Genomic DNA, 16,381 nt, shown 5'->3' with positions numbered 1-16,381 from the left:
CAGTCCAGTTTTTGCTGAGGATACTGCAAATAATCAGACGCAAACCTTTGATACAATTCAGGACTTAATTAAAAATGCAAGTTTGGGTGATTCAATTTATCTAAATGATACAACCTATACAAGCAAGGGTTCTTACATAATTGTCAACAAAGACATTACAATTTACGGATCCCCATCAAAAAATACGGTATTGGATGGCGGTGGTAAATCCGGTATTTTTTTAATCAATAGGAAAATAAATGTTAACCTGATTAATGTGACGTTAACTAACGGATATTCTGCTAATGAAGGTGGGGCAATAGAAAATTATGGTAATCTAGTCATTGTTGATTCCATCATATCCAACACTCATTCCGAACGTGGCGGAATTAATTGTTATGATAAATCATATTTAACAGTATATAATACATTATTTGAAAAAAATACGGCCGTTTCAGGAGCTGCAATTGAAAATAATAACTACAAGGGTTCAGTAAAGATTATAAACTCCACTTTCATAGAAAATGTTTGCGAGGAAGGTGGGGCAATTTACAATATCTGGGGAGAATGTCTTGTATATAACTCAACATTTTCAAATAACTCAGCGGAACGTGGCGGAGCGATTTATAACAATCGAGGTCTTTTAAAAGTTTATAATTCAAAGGTCATTTCAAATTACTGCAGTGATTTGGGTGCAGGAATTAAAAGCTGGGGAATCTGTGAAGTTTATGACTCTGTAATTGCCAATAACACTAACGGTGTAAAACAGGGCGGAGGATTCTATGTTTCTGAGTTTAGTTTATTGATTAGCAACTGTCTTGTTGCAAACAACTCTGCTGTCTGGGGCGGAGGAGTATATGTTGAAGCAAAAGCCACATTGACGGTTGAAAATTCACAAATTGTCGATAATGTTGCAGAACGTGGTGGCGGAATCGATATCAATCAGGGATCTCTTGAATTGACTGATTCTAGCGTATCCAATAACATTGCAGATACATTTGGCGGTGGAATTTATTTCGCATTTTTATCATCAAAATTAACAAATGCAAAAATCAACAATAACATTGCCAAATATGGTGGTGGAATTTACAATGATGGAGTTGATGTGAATATAACAGATTCCGAAATTAGCCATAATTCTGCCAGTGATGGTGGTGCAGGTTACAATAAAGGAACCTTATTGCTGAATAATGTTAATTTAAATTCAAATGATGCTGCAAATGGCGGAGCATTGTATAATAAAAACGTTTTAACAATATATGGCTCCAAATCAAATGGCAATAAGGCATCAATGTATGGCGGTGCAATTTACAATGATGCTCAATTAACTGTTGATAATTTGCAGGCAAATTCCAATCAGGCCAAATTCGGCGGAGTTATTTACACTGATGTGGCCGCAAACATTAGCAATTCTAAATTTAATTTAAATAAAGCTTCAGAAGCTGGAGTTATCTATTCTACTAAACAATTGAAAATTGCTAATTGTGAATTTTCCAGCAACCAGATTACACGTAAAGGCGGTGCAATTTCAGTTGGTGGAGGCAATGTTGGAATAGATGGCTGTCTATTTAAGTTTAACACAGGTGCTGATGAGGGGGGCTGTATTTTTATAGCTAACGGCAAAGTGAACATCAGTAATTCAAGATTCATATCAAATAATGCTAAAAGTTATGGTGCGGCCATTGATTCAAGTGGAACTTTAAACATCTACACTTCTTTATTTGATGATAATCAGGCATATGGTGCAGGAGCTATTGATAATGGTGGTGAATTAAACATCTTCAATTCAAACTTCACCAATAATAAAGCCGATGTAAATGGAGGGGCCATTGATAATAAGGGGACCATGACTGTTATCGGATCTGTTTTTGAAAACAATGTTGCCGGCGGGAACGGTGGAGCCATGATGGCCAGAAGAAGCACAACGGTTTCAAATTCAATATTCTTCTCAAATTATGATGCTGATGGTTATACAATATTTAACAGCACATGGGATGAAATTTCATTTTCAAATAATTGGTGGGGTTCAAACAATCCTGATTTCGGCAAGTTTTTCAATTTCAATGTTTCAGATGAATTCACATGGATTATAATGAAATTTGAAAATGCAACTCCATTATCTCAAAAGGCAGATGTTATAATTAGTTTTAATGAAGTTGCCAACAAGAATGGGATCATTTCAAAATTAAAGGATACTGAGTCATTACCGATTTTTGAAGCTAGCTTATCAAATGGGGATAGTTTATCCATCAAAAATGGAACAATTTCAAAAACTGTTGTCATTTCCGGCAGTTCGATTACGGCACGGATTGATAATCAATCCATTACTTTAAATAAACCCCAAGCTCCTGTAAAAAGGATAATAAACAATAAAAATGCCATCGTTGACTATAGTAGAAAAGTCACATTTAAGGTTCAGGCAATTGGGGAAGATGGGGAACCTGTTGGAAAAGGAGTCGTTGTTGTAATGAAAGTGGGCAAAACCTCTTATAAGGTGACAACCGCTAGCAATGGATATGCATCTAAAACTTTTGATTTCATTCCTGGAAAATACACAGTAACAACAACCTATGCAGGATACAGTGTTAAAAACACAATAACCATTAAAAATGTCTTAAAGGCAAGCAGCGCTACAAAGAAAAAGGCGAAAACCATCAAATATTCCGCAAGTTTGAAAACTTCTGATGGTAAATCCATTTCTGGTAAGAAAATCAGCTTTACAATTAAAGGCAAAACATATTCAGCATGCACTAATAAAAAGGGAATGGCTACCGTCAGCCTTAAGAACTTGAAAGTTGGAAAATACGCTATTGCTGTGAAATACCTAAAATATCAAGTTAAAACAACTTTGACTGTTAAAAAATAATTATTTTAAAAGTGTGTAATATTTTCCACACTTCCTTTATTTTTTTAATAGCAAGTTGAACTTAAGTTCAAATTAATTTCATAAAGTTGTTTAATTGAACCTATTTTTCAGATTAAACCAAATATATTAAATATTGCGATTGTTATAAAAGTATATATTGAAATAAAAAACTGTGGGAAAAACTATGAAAAAGAATAAAATTCTAATATCATTTTCATTTATCTTAGTTGCAATGATGCTGATGGGAACGGTTGCAGCTATTGATGATAATGGTAATAATTTAACGGTGGATTCATCATCTTTAGAATTGGAAATTAATGATGAATCCGATAATGAATTAGCTGCTTCAGAAGATTCCATATTGTCTGAACCGCAAACCCATATTGTTAATTCTGATGATGGACACAACGAAATGACAAATCCTACCATTCAAAAGGTAATAAATAGTGCAAATGCTGGAGATACAATCATAATTAATGGAACCAGCTATGTTCACTGTCATTTTGTTGTAGACAAACAATTAACAATAATAAGCAATGTCGGAACAACAATGGGCGTATGTCCGGGAAATACACAAGGTTCCGGATTTAAAGGAATCTTTTACATATCTCCTGAAGCTAGTGGTACTGTCATTGATGGATTCAGCATCAATAATGGCATGGTTGATGAAGACGATGATTATGGTATCCTCATTAGCGGTGCATCTGATGTTATTGTAAGGAACTGCCAAATATCCAATAACGGTTATACTGATGCAGTGAGGGTTGAGAATGCAAAAAATATCCAAATAGAAAACGTGACTCTCATGAATGCTAACAATGGGTTGAGAATTAAAAACTCTCAAAATGTTACAGTGAAGGATTCTACAGGCGTAAAGTGTAAAAACGGTATAAATATAGTTGATTCAAATGACATTCAAATAATCTCAAGCAACATGTCCGAAAATACTGTTGCTGGAATTTCATGGTCTGGAGACGGCCAAAATCTAGTAATAACTGGCAACAACATTACCAAAAATCTAGAGGGAATCAAGTTAACTTCCTCTAAATACATCTACATTTTAAGCAATTACATTGCTTTCAATACAAATAACGGAGTTTATGTAGACAATAACATTACCAGAATTGAAATTAAAGGCAATTTCTTCGACCAAAACCTTAAATGGGACATTTTCAATGATTTCCATGCAAAAAACATCAATGATATCAACAATATGGAAGCCGATAAACTGGAAGTAATTAACAACAACTATATGGTTAATTACGGCGGCGGAGGCACTGGTGATTTGGATAGGCCAGTATGGAGCCAGGTTTATGAATATAAAGGATCCGGTTCTGCAATAGGCCAATATAACTATGATGCTAAAAACGATGTCTATGTCTATGTTGGAGAAGGTAACGGCGAATACTATGGCCATCAGGGCATAATGTTCATGCAGTACATGTTTGACGTTAACAACATGATCAGTTGTCCTAATCTATATATCGCTCCAAAAGTGGGCTGGTATAAAACAGGACCGTATCTGCTCAAATTGACAGAAATTACCCAGATTAAAAAGGGAGTCTATTCAATTTCAATTGTTGATGGCAACGGTGAGATTGCATCAGAATTAAGTTCTGTTTCTATTACTTTTTACTTAAACAAAAATGGAAATAGTGCAACTCCTCAGGAAGGTGATGTTTATAAAACAGTTTGGATGAAAAACGGTACTGCAACTGTGGAATTTAATGAAAACTTTAAAGAAACAGGCAATGTGATAACTGCAGTTTCACCCACACCAAATGCTCACATTGATATTAAAGTGTCAAAAACATTCAACGTTAATGATTCAGACATTCCTGGACTCATATCAAACACAACAATTGCTGTGGCCAATTTAAACACTTACTTAAAATCCAACGAAAAGTTAATAGCCAATCTCAGTGATGAGGAGGGCAATGCTATTGCAAATAAAACATTGACATTAACAATCAACTCAAAGGATTACACTCAAACAACCGATGGTAACGGTCAGGCTAAATTTGCAATTTCCCTTACAAAAGAGGGAACCTATGATGCTGTTGTCTCATTTGCAGGCGATGAGTCCTACCTTGAAAGCAGCGGCCAGGCAAAGGTCACTGTTAAGAAAACCGCTACTAAAATCATGTCCTCCAATTTGAATATGATTCCGAATAGGGCAGAATACTACTCCATTACTTTGAAGGATGCAAATGGCAATGCTGTTGCAAATCAAAAAGTCACATTTTCAGTAAACGGCAAAACTTACACTCGAACCACCAATAGCAAGGGTGTTGCAAAGGTTAATTTGAAGTTCAGCCAAGACAAAAAGACTTACACCATTAAAATTGCATTCAAAGGAAGCAACAAATACAAAGCGGTTTCCAAATCCAATAAAATAACTGTTAAGTATTCATCAAAGACAGCTAAATTAGTTACTCCAACAGTCACTATTCCTCCAAATACATCTCAAGCTTACACAGTAACCTTAAAAGATGAAAATTCTAATGGAATAGCCAATCAAAAAGTAACTATTAAAGTAAACGGCAAAAGTTATACCAAAACCACCAATAGTAAAGGTCAGGCCAGTATCAATGTCAAATTCAGCTCTTTAAAATCATACAAGGTTTCTGCAAGTTACGCTGGAAATAATGTATACAAGAAGGCTTCATCAACAGGCAATATCAAAGTAGCTAAAACAGCCACTAAGATTACCGCTCCTACAGTTTCAATGTTTTCAAATGAAGCGGGCAAATATACAGTAACCTTAAAGACTGGTGAGGGAAAGGCCATTGCAAAACAAAAGCTGACCATTAAAGTAAACGGCAAAACTTACACCAAAACAACAGATAGCAAAGGCCAGGTTAGCCTATCATTAACACTTTTCAGTGAAAAGACTTATCCTGTAACCGTTAATTACGCCGGCACTGACATCTATAAGGCATCTAAAGCCACCGGCAGCATTAGTGTCAGCAAACGTGTAGCTAGTGTAATTGAAAGTTATAACAGGACATTTTCAAAGGACATGCCAATAGACTATTCAATCACTCTAAAGGATGGTTCCGGCAATGCTCTAGCAAATCAGACAATTTCCTATTCAGTTAATGGAAATGAATTCTCACAGGGCACTGACGATAACGGTAAAATCAAAATAGATTTTGCAAATCAAACTGGAGAGTCATTTAAAATAGTTATGAGCTATGCTGGCACTGATAAAATTAAATCAACATCTAAAACAAGCACAGTGACCATTTCTAATGAAACTGGCATTGTATTTGTGGATAGTGATTTGCCAAACTCTGAAATTCAAAATATTTTAGACAATGCTCCTATCTGGGCTTATGTTGAATTTTTAGGAGATTATTACTTTGATGTCTCATTAACAATCAATAACAGTTTAAATATTTATTCTAAGGATAAAACTATATTGAATGCTCCTTTAAATAGTCCTGCATTAAAAATAGTGTCTGATACTGTATCGATTAGTAATTTTGTCATTTGCGGAAATTCAAGTGATGCAGTTGACATCATCAATACGAGCAGCGTGAATTTGATAGGCAATTCCATCTTAAATCATTTGGATGAATCTAAAATTGAAAGTTATGCTAACGGGTCTGTTTATTTGCCGGGACATGGTGTCCATATCTCCAATTCATCTTATGTGAACATATTGGGAAATTCAATTTCATTATTTGAAAGTGGAATATTTGCCGAATATTCTCATGACTTGAATATTGATTATAATACGTTAAGGGAAAATAATTACGGCATTAAATACGGATTTGGGGTTGCCAATACTAAAGTTACTCACAATGAGATTTCAGACTCCACAGGCCGGTATACCTTAGAAGTGCCTGAAGGTCCATCAGGCTATGGAATATTCCTAAACAATTCAGCAGTAAACGTCACAATAAATCAGAATCACATTGCATGGAATCATTTGGGAATTTCTCTTGATGCCAACTACTCAACAGGCATTGTAATAACTCAAAACACAATAACTGATAATGTTTTGGAAGGAATCAGATTCAATGCGCCTTATGATTTGGCTCCAAATGTGGTTGAACCTGTTGTTACCGATAATGCAATTTATAGGAATGCAAGAGGTCCGAGCATGATGATTCTAGGCGAATTGAGCGCAAATCCTGAAGGAATATATGGTGGGGGATTGCTTAACCCTGATGAAAGATTAAAATTGGGTCCAAACTGGTATGGTATAAATGACTTGGTAACCTGGGACTATGATACTGGCGTTGTAGGTTATGGAACAATGTGTCCTAGAATCAGCACAACAGCAATAAGATTCAATAATCTCACATACAATTCACCGGGCAACTACAGCATCGTATTTTATAAGAATGGTGAAGTGGCTTCAAATCTTTCAGAGTTTGACATGTATGCTACATTGAATCGGGCATCTGAAAAAGAAGTCGAAGTCAGATTCGATGTTGTTAATGGTGTTGGATTATTTACATTTGACGTTAATAACTATGAAGATTCAGGCAACATAATTGAAATATCAATAGGGTCTCTGTCTGATTCTACAAGAACATTTAAAGCAACATTCACATACAATGTTCCGGATAGTGAAATTCCAGTTTGAATGCGTAGGGGAGTGTCATAAAACTCCCAATTTTCTTTTTTTCCAATAATCTGTTTTTTATAAAGTTTTTTTTAAATTATTTAAATATGACTGGAATATCATGAATAAAACAATGAAGATAATGCTTGATATGTTAAAATAACCTATTTTTTTATATTTTATGAATAATTTTATATATAATTTTTTAAAAACAATTATTATAGAATATTTGTTGTGTTTTTTTTTAAATATTGACAAAATATTTTATTGGGATAATAATAAGTTGATTGGTAGGTATATTTTGATTTTTTTTTGAATCGGGTATATTTGGTGTTGATTTGTTTAATTGTTCGTGATTAAAAAATTTGGAGGATTTAATTTGAAAATAAAAAATAAGCTATTTGCCACATTACTAATATTGGTATTTATAATATCAGTTAGTACTGTAGTGGCAGAAGACACTGCTGATGTTGAGGAATTAGCAGTTGATAATAGTGAAGATATTGAACTCACTAGTGAGGATGATATCGAACCTTTAACAGCATCCGGAGAGGATGACGATGAGTCATCAGAGAATTTAACTAGTATTGCTATAAGAGTAGATGTTCTTGATAAGGTCAAAGTGGGTGATCTTTTCAGGCTTAAAGTCACTGTAATCAACTGGGGGGACTATCCTGCCGATAATGTTCAAGCGGGATTCTCATTCACTGATCTTTTAGAAAACCCAGACAGCAGTTTCATATTAGTTGATGATGGTGGATATGCAGTATCTCCATATGATGGAGGATATGTAGTTGAATTTGGTTTCCTTGGCGCAGGTGAGGCCCAAGATGTCATTTTAACATTCCTGGCTACTGAAGCAGGTACCAAAATGATCTTTGCATCAGTAACTTCAGATGATTCCATCATGGAACCGGATAGCTATTTCGATACAACCATAACTGTAAGTGGAGACGATTCAGGTTCTGGCAATAATAATGAAGTTAGTGCAGCTAATGAGTTGCTTCCTACTGGTAATCCTATAGCCATTTTAGCAATGGCATTGTTATGTTGCATAGTTCCATTATATCGCAGAAAATAAACTTAAACTAGGGATTTCATAATCCCTTTTTATTCTATTTTTTTTAATATTCCTAATAAGAATAATTCAAAATGAATTCTTTTGTTTTTTTCATATACATCCCAATAATCTTAAAAGCTATTTTTCATATTAAAAACTGTTAATGTTGGTCTCGGATGCATTTAAAAATAGGGATGTCATATTAACTATTAATATTATTGACTGATTATTCATTTAAACCACCACAATTTTACAATATGCAAATGGTTTTCGCTGAACAATATATCTTGAGTTTTCTAAATCTTTTTGTAATTAATTATCAACGATAATATTTTATTGTTAGCTTAAAATAAAGTTCATATTGATGTTTTATTTAATTTAGTTGATTTAATATATATTTATTAGTTTTTAGAATGTTTTAATGATGTTTTATATGAAATTTAATATTTTAGAAAAATTATTAAATAACTTAGTGAATATATAATCTTATCGTAATATATGTTTGGGGATTTAATATGGAAAAGAAAATAAAAGTAATAATTTTATTATTAATTGTTTTAGCAGTAGCGGGCATTGCAACGCATTTATTTTTGACTCCTTCGACTGTAGAAACTGAAGGATCAAGAAATATCACTGACATGATTAACAGGTCAGTGGAAATACCCGCTTCTGTTAATAGTGTTGTTGCAACTAGTCCTCCCATGACTACTGTGTTGTACATGATTGCGCCGGATAAATTAAAAGCGGTCAACTTCCAATGGACGGATGACGAATTGAAATATGTTCCAAGCCAATACCAGAATTATCCTGTTGTTGGCGGCTGGTATGGTTCTCAAGATGGTAGTTATGAAGAGTTCATTGCATCCGAACCTGGTATTGTCATAGAATCCATTGATGAAGGTGGAGATGGCGATTTGTCAACTGTTCAAGAACGCCAGGAAAAATTCGGAACCATTCCGGTAATTGCGGTAAATGATACCACAAATGTTGAGAATATCGGTGATTCCATAACATTCATAGGCGAAGTTGTTGGGGCAGAGGATGAAGCAAAGAAATTAAACGATTTCAACAATAAGTATCTGGACATGGTTCATGAAAGGGAATCCCAATTGTCAGACGCTGATAGGAAAACGGTCTATTATGCCCGTGGTGATGATGGACTTCAAACAAACCCTTCACATTCAACCCATGGGCAACTGATTGACTTGGTCGGGGGCGTTAATGTTGCGGATTCCGTTGGCCAAGGAAATACGACCGGAGGAGTCCAGGTTTCAATGGAACAGGTAATCAGTTGGAATCCGGATGTAATCATCACTGATGACCCTGAATTTTATGCAAGCGTTTATAACGACTCCAATTGGGGCAAAATTGATGCGGTTAAAAACAAGGAAGTGTATTTATCTCCTCAATCTCCGTTTAAATGGTTTGACAGGCCGGTTGGGGCAAACATGATTATAGGAGTTCCATGGACTGCAAAAGTAATATATCCTGAAGATTACAAGGACATTGATATGGTGGATGCAACTCAGGAATTCTACTCTAACTTCTATCATATTGATTTAAGCGATGAAGAGGCAAAACAAATTTTACTTGATTCAGGACTTAAAGAGTCAGATTTATAGGGATTTAAATGGATAAAGAAACAAAAGAGATTATGAGTATTGTGCTTTTAATCTTTTTTCCAATAATCGTATTTTTCGCATCATTTCTCATTGGCAGATATCCAATCAGTCCAATCGATGTTGTAAAAACGTTATTGTGTCCAATATTTCCGCAATTGGAAGTTTCATCAACAATAACGACAATCGTATTTGAAATAAGGCTTCCAAGAATTATCGGAGCTATTGTTGTCGGAGCATGTCTTGCGATTTCAGGCGCTGCATTTCAATCCATATTCAAAAATCCTCTTGTATCCTCGGATTTGCTTGGGGTATCTAATGGTGCAGGATTCGGAGCGGCTCTTGCTATTTTAATCAGCGGAGCCAATATCATAACTCAAATATTCGCATTTGTTTTTGGTTTAATTTCAGTATCGATTACTTATTTGATATCAAGGACTTATAAGGCTGGAGGAATACTTGTTCTGGTATTGTCTGGAGTTGCAATTTCAGCATTTTTCAATGCATTGATATCTGCAATAAAATTCATAGCAGATCCCGATGATAAATTGCCGGAGATTGTATACTGGCTTATGGGGTCTTTAGCTTCAATTAATGTTGAAAAACTACTGATGATAGCAATACCTGTGATAATAGGTCTTGTAATACTTCTGCTTTTAAGATGGCATATGAATCTGCTTGCAATGGGCGATGAGGAAGCTCAGTCTTTGGGTTTGAATCCATCAAGAATCAGATTGCTCATTATTGCAGGATGCACATTGCTGACATCAGCTGCAGTTTCAATAAGTGGTATTGTAGGTTGGATTGGTTTAATCATCCCTCATATGACTCGTATGATTGTGGGTCCGGATAATCGGCGTTTACTTCCAGCATCATTAAGTTTGGGGGGAAGTTTCTTGCTGTTAATTGACAATATCTCTAGAGCAGTGATATCTATTGAAATTCCAATTGGAATACTCACGGCCATTATTGGAGTTCCAATATTCCTATACTTACTTAAACGGGGGTATTCCGAATGGTCATAGAAAATAAACTCTTTGAAGTGAAAAACATATCATTTTCTTATAATGATGATGAAATATTTTCCGATATCAGCTTTTCAATTGATAAAGGGGACGTGTTATGTATCTTGGGTCCAAATGGGACTGGAAAGACAACATTAATCAAATGTCTCAACGGATTGCAGGATATTGATTCGGGAGATATTCTAATCAATGGCAATAATATTAAGAAATTATCCTTTAGGGAAGTGTCAAAACATATTGGTTATATTCCCCAATCGCATGTTCCGTCATTTCCATTTAAGGTATTTGATGTTGTCCTGATGGGAAGAGCACCGTACCTTAACCTGACTGACTCTCCTAAGGATGAGGATGTTGAAATTGCTGAAGAAGCTTTAAAAACTCTTGGAATTGAATATTTAAAAGACAAAGAATATACAAATTTAAGCGGTGGGGAAAGGCAGCTGGTATTTCTTGCAAGGGTATTGTGTCAAAAGCCGGATATATTGATTTTAGACGAGCCGACTTCACATCTGGACTTCGGAAACCAAATTAAATTATTGGAAATCATAGACAATCTGGCAAAAAGCGGACTTTCCATTATAATGTCGTCACACTTTCCGGATCATGCTTTTTTAAGCTCAACAAAAGTTGCTATCATGAAAAATAAACAGTTCATTGACTTTGGAAGTCCGGACAATGTAGTTACAGAGGAAAACCTAAAAAAAGCATATTCAATTGATGTTAAACTTATAGAATTGGATGATAAAAGAAAAGTATGTGTACCTATGAAAACAGATTTAAAATTAGATTTGTGATGTGATAAAATGAATGAACAAGATTATGATGAACAATTGGCAAAAGCGGCAGAATTTCATGGACATATCTGTGGTGGAATTGCAATCGGAACAAAACTGGCAATGTATGGTCTTGAATTGCTTGGAATGCCATTAAATCAAAGGCATAAAAATTTAATCGTATTTTTAGAAATTGACCGTTGCATGTCTGATGCAGTTCAGTCAGTAACAGGCTGTTCAATGGGTAAAAGAACTTTAAAGCAAATGTATTATGGTAAATTTGCAGCAACATTCTACAACCAGGAAACTGGTGAGGCTTTAAGAATTACAGATGCTGATGCAAATAAGAAATTCAAGGATGAGGAAACTAAAGAAGAGATGATTGCTCGTTTTAGAAGAACTCCTCCTGAAGAACTGTTTAAAGTGGATAAGGTTAAGATTGAATTGTCATTAGGCGACATGCCGGGCAAGCCTTATACAACTGCATTCTGTTCTGTTTGCGGTGAAAAGGTATCCGATGGCCGCCATAAACTAATCGGCGGAAGGCCGGTTTGCAAGTCCTGCGCTGAAGGTTCTTACTATGAACTTATTGAGGATTAATTTACAATATGATTTTGAAATCATCTTGTAAATTTTTATTCTTTTTATATTATTTTATTTTATTATTCAGTCAAAATTTTTTATCTAAATTTTTAATAGGTAATTATTATTCTTTTTTTAGTCATTTAAAATAATTAAACTCAATTATATTATTTTTTAAATATTCATTACGATATGTTTATATATTTATATGGTTCAATATTAAATTGTATAAGGAATATAGGGTTTTTATAATGGATTTAATTGGAGGATATTTGCTGGTACTATTGGTATTGTTTACGGGCAATATTGCTTTACTTTTAGGAAATAATAAAATGGATAACCTAAGATTAATTGCAATATCTCTTGCATCTTCAATTATAACTTTCGCTTTAATAAATGTCTCGATTTATCTAAATGGTCCATTGTCATTTTTGATTGATTATTTTAGCTATTTATTTTTCTTGATTTTTGCAGTAATTGTAATATTGATGTTATATTGCTCAAAAAAGGATAATTTAAAGCGACCATTATATATAATCATAGCGATATTTTTAATCTCAACAATCTTATTCTCTTCCCAAGCGAATCTAAGCATTTTTGAGATGATTTTATATTCTTTATTGGTATTTATTATATTATTTGTTGTCTATCAACTTTCAAAATTATTGCACCATGCAAAAAGACGATATTCTGTAATAATCATGGAATATATGTGTTTATACTCAATATTGATTTTCATATTCGGTTTGACATATGATTCCACAAGGGTTCTTGACTACAAGATGTTCACTCCTTTTTTAATATTGACTCCTACATATCAGTTGATTTACGTTATTATAGCTATTATTGTTGTCTTGGTCATTGGTGTGCTTATAAATGATTTTAATGGGGGAAATTCATGATAATTCAGGGAACTGAAACATTAACTTCATTAATTCACATACTCTCAGAAAGCCTGTTGACACCAGTCATAGTGTTGCTTGTCATTTCGATTGTCATTGTTATATTGGCATTTGGAGGATTGATTAATGAACGTATTTCAAGAAAACCAATACAATCTAAGGATTTAGAGGATTTGGTAAGGCGTGTTTCATTTTCAAACAATGTAGAACAGATGAAAAAAGAAATTAATGATAGCGATTTGTTTGATTATCAAAAAGAAGTTTTAATCAGGATTGCGGATAATTATGATATAGGTCCTGATGCAAGAAAGGCATTGGCTAGCGAATTGATTTCAGCTAATGAAACAAGATTAATAAAAAAGACAAACAAAACTGACATACTGGTTCGTGTAGGTCCAAGTCTTGGTCTTTTAGGTACATTGATTCCATTAGGTCCGGGTCTTGCAGCGCTTGGAACTGGAGACATCGCAACCCTTGCTCAATCTCTTACAATTGCATTCGATACAACCGTGACAGGTTTGACCATTGGGGCTCTTTCATATTTGATTTCCAAATATAAGAAGCAATGGTATGAGTCAGAGCTGATTGATGTTGAGACTGTTGCTGAAGCGGAACTTGAAACTATAAACAGATGGTGATTTGATGCTTAGAAAAAGAAGGAGGATTTCAGAATCCATAGATGATGATCCAATGAGCGGATTGAACAACCTTTCAGATGCAATGCTTGTGCTTGCTTTAGGCTTTTTAATTTTTGCAATCATGGCATTATCTGCTAATCCTGACATGATTACTCAAAGCCAGTCCACTCAGGATGTTTCAACAGCGGATACATTCACTCAAAACTACACTGATGCCGGGGGACTCGAAGACAGTGGATACAATGAAGTCGGTAAAGTCTATGAAGACCCAACCACTGGCGAGTTGGTGATGGTGTCGGGTTGAATTTAAATGTTAGGAGTTAATTCTCCTAAACTACTTATTTTTAATTTTTCATATACATTTCAGTAATTTCAAAATACTTTTTTATTACTTAATGCCATAATTTTGATGCAAGCTCTTTTTAAAATTAACAATGAACACCTTGTCAATTAAAATAGGGAATCTAATTTTAATTTAATCAACTTTAAATCCGCACTCGCTGCACTCCTTAGTTTGGAATTTCACAACTCCTCCGCATTTCGGGCATGACCATCTTTCCCTATCCTGTGCCATCATGCGTCCGATGCCGGTAGTTTTAATTCTTTTGGCGCTGTCCAGTGTATTCAAATTGTGTCTTTTTAGATATTTTTTGGAATGCTTTTTCATGAGGGGACATGGAAACTCACTGCAGCGTCCGCAATAGCTGAAGTTTTTGGAATCAAAGCAGGATTTGATTTTGCATTTCAAGCTGGCCTTGCTTTTACCGTCGTCACTGATCAGGCATCCTGCGCAGGGATTTTGATATCTCTCACAGCTGATGCAATTTATCCCGCATGGTGCAAGTAATTTTGAATCTATTTCGTCAGGCATTTTCATGATATCATCTTTATTTTTATAAATTTATATATTTATTTAAAATTAGTTTATTTTAGCGATACATTTATAAATAAACAAAATAAAATATTTTATTACTGTTATTTTTTAACAGTTTAAAATACTTTTTTTGGGATAAGTTCCCATATGGATGTGGCCCTAGTGGCTGAACAAAAAGGTGTTATTTATGTATAAATATATTAGAGACGCATGGAAAAACCCGGATGAGTCCTACGTACGTGAACTCATGTGGGAAAGAGCTCCTAAATGGAGAAAGCAAAAAGCAGTTCAAAGAATTGAAAGGCCAACTAGACTCGACAGAGCTAGAAGTTTAGGTTACAGAGCTAAAAAAGGTTTCGTATTAGTAAGAACCAGAGTAAGACGTGGTGGAAGAAGGAAAACCCGTCGTTTCAATGGTCGTAAACCTAAAAGAATGGGTGTAAACAAGATTACCCAAGCAAAATCTATTCAAAGAATTGCTGAAGAACGTGTAGCTAAAAAATACCCTAACTTAGAAGTATTAAACTCCTACTGGGTATGGTCTACAGGAAAACATAAATATTATGAAGTGATTTTAGTAGATCCACAAAGTCCTTCTATCATCAACGATAAAAAAATCAATTGGATTTGCTCCAATAAACACACTAACAGAGCTTTAAGAGGCTTAACCAGTGCTGGTAACAAAGGACGTGGAATCAAATCTAAAGGAAAAGGCTCTGAACAAGCCAGAAGAAGAAAAATCTAATTTTTCTTCAATCCTTTTTTGATTAAGATGATTCATAATATCAAATTTAGGGCTTTCGTTTATGAAAATGAAAGCGTTGACGAAATATCACAAGCTATTTTGAATATTCTTCCTGAAGCCGAAATCGAAGCGGAAGAGGCTGAAGGATTACTTGAAGATAAAATAATAATTTTATCAGGTGCCGTATCCAAAAAGAGATACACAAAGACTTTTTTTAATACACTTTTAGAGTGGACAGATTTAGATAAATTAAACGCTGATTTAGAGCGTAAAATGGATGAAAAAGGAAACTGGTTTTTAAGATTTGATAAGGCCGACGCTTTTGATGAGAAATGGACAATCCTTGATTCCGGCGATTCAATTCACCTTAAAGTAAAAATCGCAGCATATCCTGCAAAAAAGGAAATTGCAGTCGATAAAGTCCGTGAAGCTATTTTGAATGATTGAAATGGAATTTGATTAGATAATTAAAGAGTTTGAAGATTCCTCCGACATTGATTTTGCCCAAAATATGAGGAAATTTGGAATCACTTATCTAACAAACACAAGAATACCATAACCTCTTAAGGTTATGGATGAATTGTGCAAATGAAATAAGAAAAAAACTTTTCAAACGCTCTCTGATTTGATTTAAATAGTATGTTAATTAAATTAATACATAACAAGTAATAACAAATCAATAAATTAAAAATAGTATTGATTTTAATTAATTGTTAAACCGCTGGTTCATCGGGGTTTG

Annotated in this window: 13 protein-coding genes; 12 read left to right on the top strand and 1 reads right to left on the bottom strand. The window is 34.4% G+C overall.

Going from position 1 to position 16,381, the window contains the following annotated elements; all coding sequences use genetic code 11:
- The first annotated feature begins 82 nt into the window (after positions 1 to 82).
- The 10 genes from IJE64_RS02835 to IJE64_RS02790 all read left to right on the top strand — a co-directional run bounded on the left by IJE64_RS02835 (position 83) and on the right by IJE64_RS02790 (position 14,327).
- Positions 83 to 2,845: a right-handed parallel beta-helix repeat-containing protein gene (locus IJE64_RS02835; RefSeq protein ID WP_292781750.1), complete on the top strand. Its 2,763-nt coding sequence runs from the start codon at positions 83 to 85 to the stop codon at positions 2,843 to 2,845.
- 184 nt (positions 2,846 to 3,029) lie between these two features.
- Positions 3,030 to 7,445, top strand: coding sequence for a right-handed parallel beta-helix repeat-containing protein (locus IJE64_RS02830; protein ID WP_292781747.1), 4,416 nt, complete (start codon positions 3,030 to 3,032; stop codon positions 7,443 to 7,445).
- Between the two features lie 358 nt (positions 7,446 to 7,803).
- On the top strand, positions 7,804 to 8,505 hold the full coding sequence (locus IJE64_RS02825; protein ID WP_292781744.1) for a hypothetical protein: 702 nt from the start codon (positions 7,804 to 7,806) through the stop codon (positions 8,503 to 8,505).
- A gap of 494 nt (positions 8,506 to 8,999) precedes the next feature.
- Positions 9,000 to 10,106, top strand: a complete 1,107-nt coding sequence (locus IJE64_RS02820; RefSeq protein ID WP_292781741.1) for an iron ABC transporter substrate-binding protein — start codon at positions 9,000 to 9,002, stop codon at positions 10,104 to 10,106.
- A gap of 8 nt (positions 10,107 to 10,114) precedes the next feature.
- Entirely contained in the window at positions 10,115 to 11,128 is a 1,014-nt protein-coding gene (locus IJE64_RS02815) for an iron ABC transporter permease (RefSeq protein ID WP_292781738.1), read from the top strand.
- On the top strand, positions 11,119 to 11,922 hold the full coding sequence (locus tag IJE64_RS02810; protein WP_292781735.1) for an ABC transporter ATP-binding protein: 804 nt from the start codon (positions 11,119 to 11,121) through the stop codon (positions 11,920 to 11,922). The genes IJE64_RS02815 and IJE64_RS02810 overlap by 10 nt, the downstream gene beginning before the upstream one ends.
- A 9-nt stretch (positions 11,923 to 11,931) precedes the next feature.
- Positions 11,932 to 12,501, top strand: coding sequence for an FmdE family protein (locus IJE64_RS02805; protein WP_292781732.1), 570 nt, complete (start codon positions 11,932 to 11,934; stop codon positions 12,499 to 12,501).
- Between the two features lie 233 nt (positions 12,502 to 12,734).
- Positions 12,735 to 13,385 carry a peptide ABC transporter permease gene (locus tag IJE64_RS02800; protein WP_292781729.1) on the top strand — a complete coding sequence of 217 codons (651 nt, stop codon included), beginning with the start codon at positions 12,735 to 12,737 and terminating at the stop codon, positions 13,383 to 13,385.
- Positions 13,382 to 14,023: a MotA/TolQ/ExbB proton channel family protein gene (locus tag IJE64_RS02795; RefSeq protein WP_292781726.1), complete on the top strand. Its 642-nt coding sequence runs from the start codon at positions 13,382 to 13,384 to the stop codon at positions 14,021 to 14,023. Before IJE64_RS02800 ends, IJE64_RS02795 begins: the two co-directional genes overlap by 4 nt.
- A gap of 4 nt (positions 14,024 to 14,027) precedes the next feature.
- Positions 14,028 to 14,327: a DUF2149 domain-containing protein gene (locus IJE64_RS02790; protein ID WP_292781723.1), complete on the top strand. Its 300-nt coding sequence runs from the start codon at positions 14,028 to 14,030 to the stop codon at positions 14,325 to 14,327.
- Between the two features lie 171 nt (positions 14,328 to 14,498).
- On the opposite strand, the gene IJE64_RS02785 is transcribed toward IJE64_RS02790, so the two are convergent.
- Entirely contained in the window at positions 14,499 to 14,900 is a 402-nt protein-coding gene (locus IJE64_RS02785) for a DUF3795 domain-containing protein (protein WP_292781721.1), read from the bottom strand.
- 184 nt (positions 14,901 to 15,084) lie between these two features.
- On the opposite strand from IJE64_RS02785, the gene IJE64_RS02780 reads away from it, so the two are divergent.
- Together IJE64_RS02780 and IJE64_RS02775 are read left to right on the top strand one after the other, a co-directional pair.
- Entirely contained in the window at positions 15,085 to 15,642 is a 558-nt protein-coding gene (locus IJE64_RS02780; protein WP_292781719.1) for a 50S ribosomal protein L15e, read from the top strand.
- Positions 15,643 to 15,669: 27 nt separating this feature from the next.
- Positions 15,670 to 16,089 carry an RNA-binding protein gene (locus IJE64_RS02775; protein WP_292781716.1) on the top strand — a complete coding sequence of 140 codons (420 nt, stop codon included), beginning with the start codon at positions 15,670 to 15,672 and terminating at the stop codon, positions 16,087 to 16,089.
- Positions 16,090 to 16,381 lie beyond the last annotated feature (292 nt).

Origin of the sequence: Methanobrevibacter sp. (genome assembly GCF_017409525.1) — an archaeon.
Taxonomy (GTDB): domain Archaea; phylum Methanobacteriota; class Methanobacteria; order Methanobacteriales; family Methanobacteriaceae; genus Methanocatella.
This window is presented reverse-complemented; position numbering and strand designations above follow the sequence as displayed.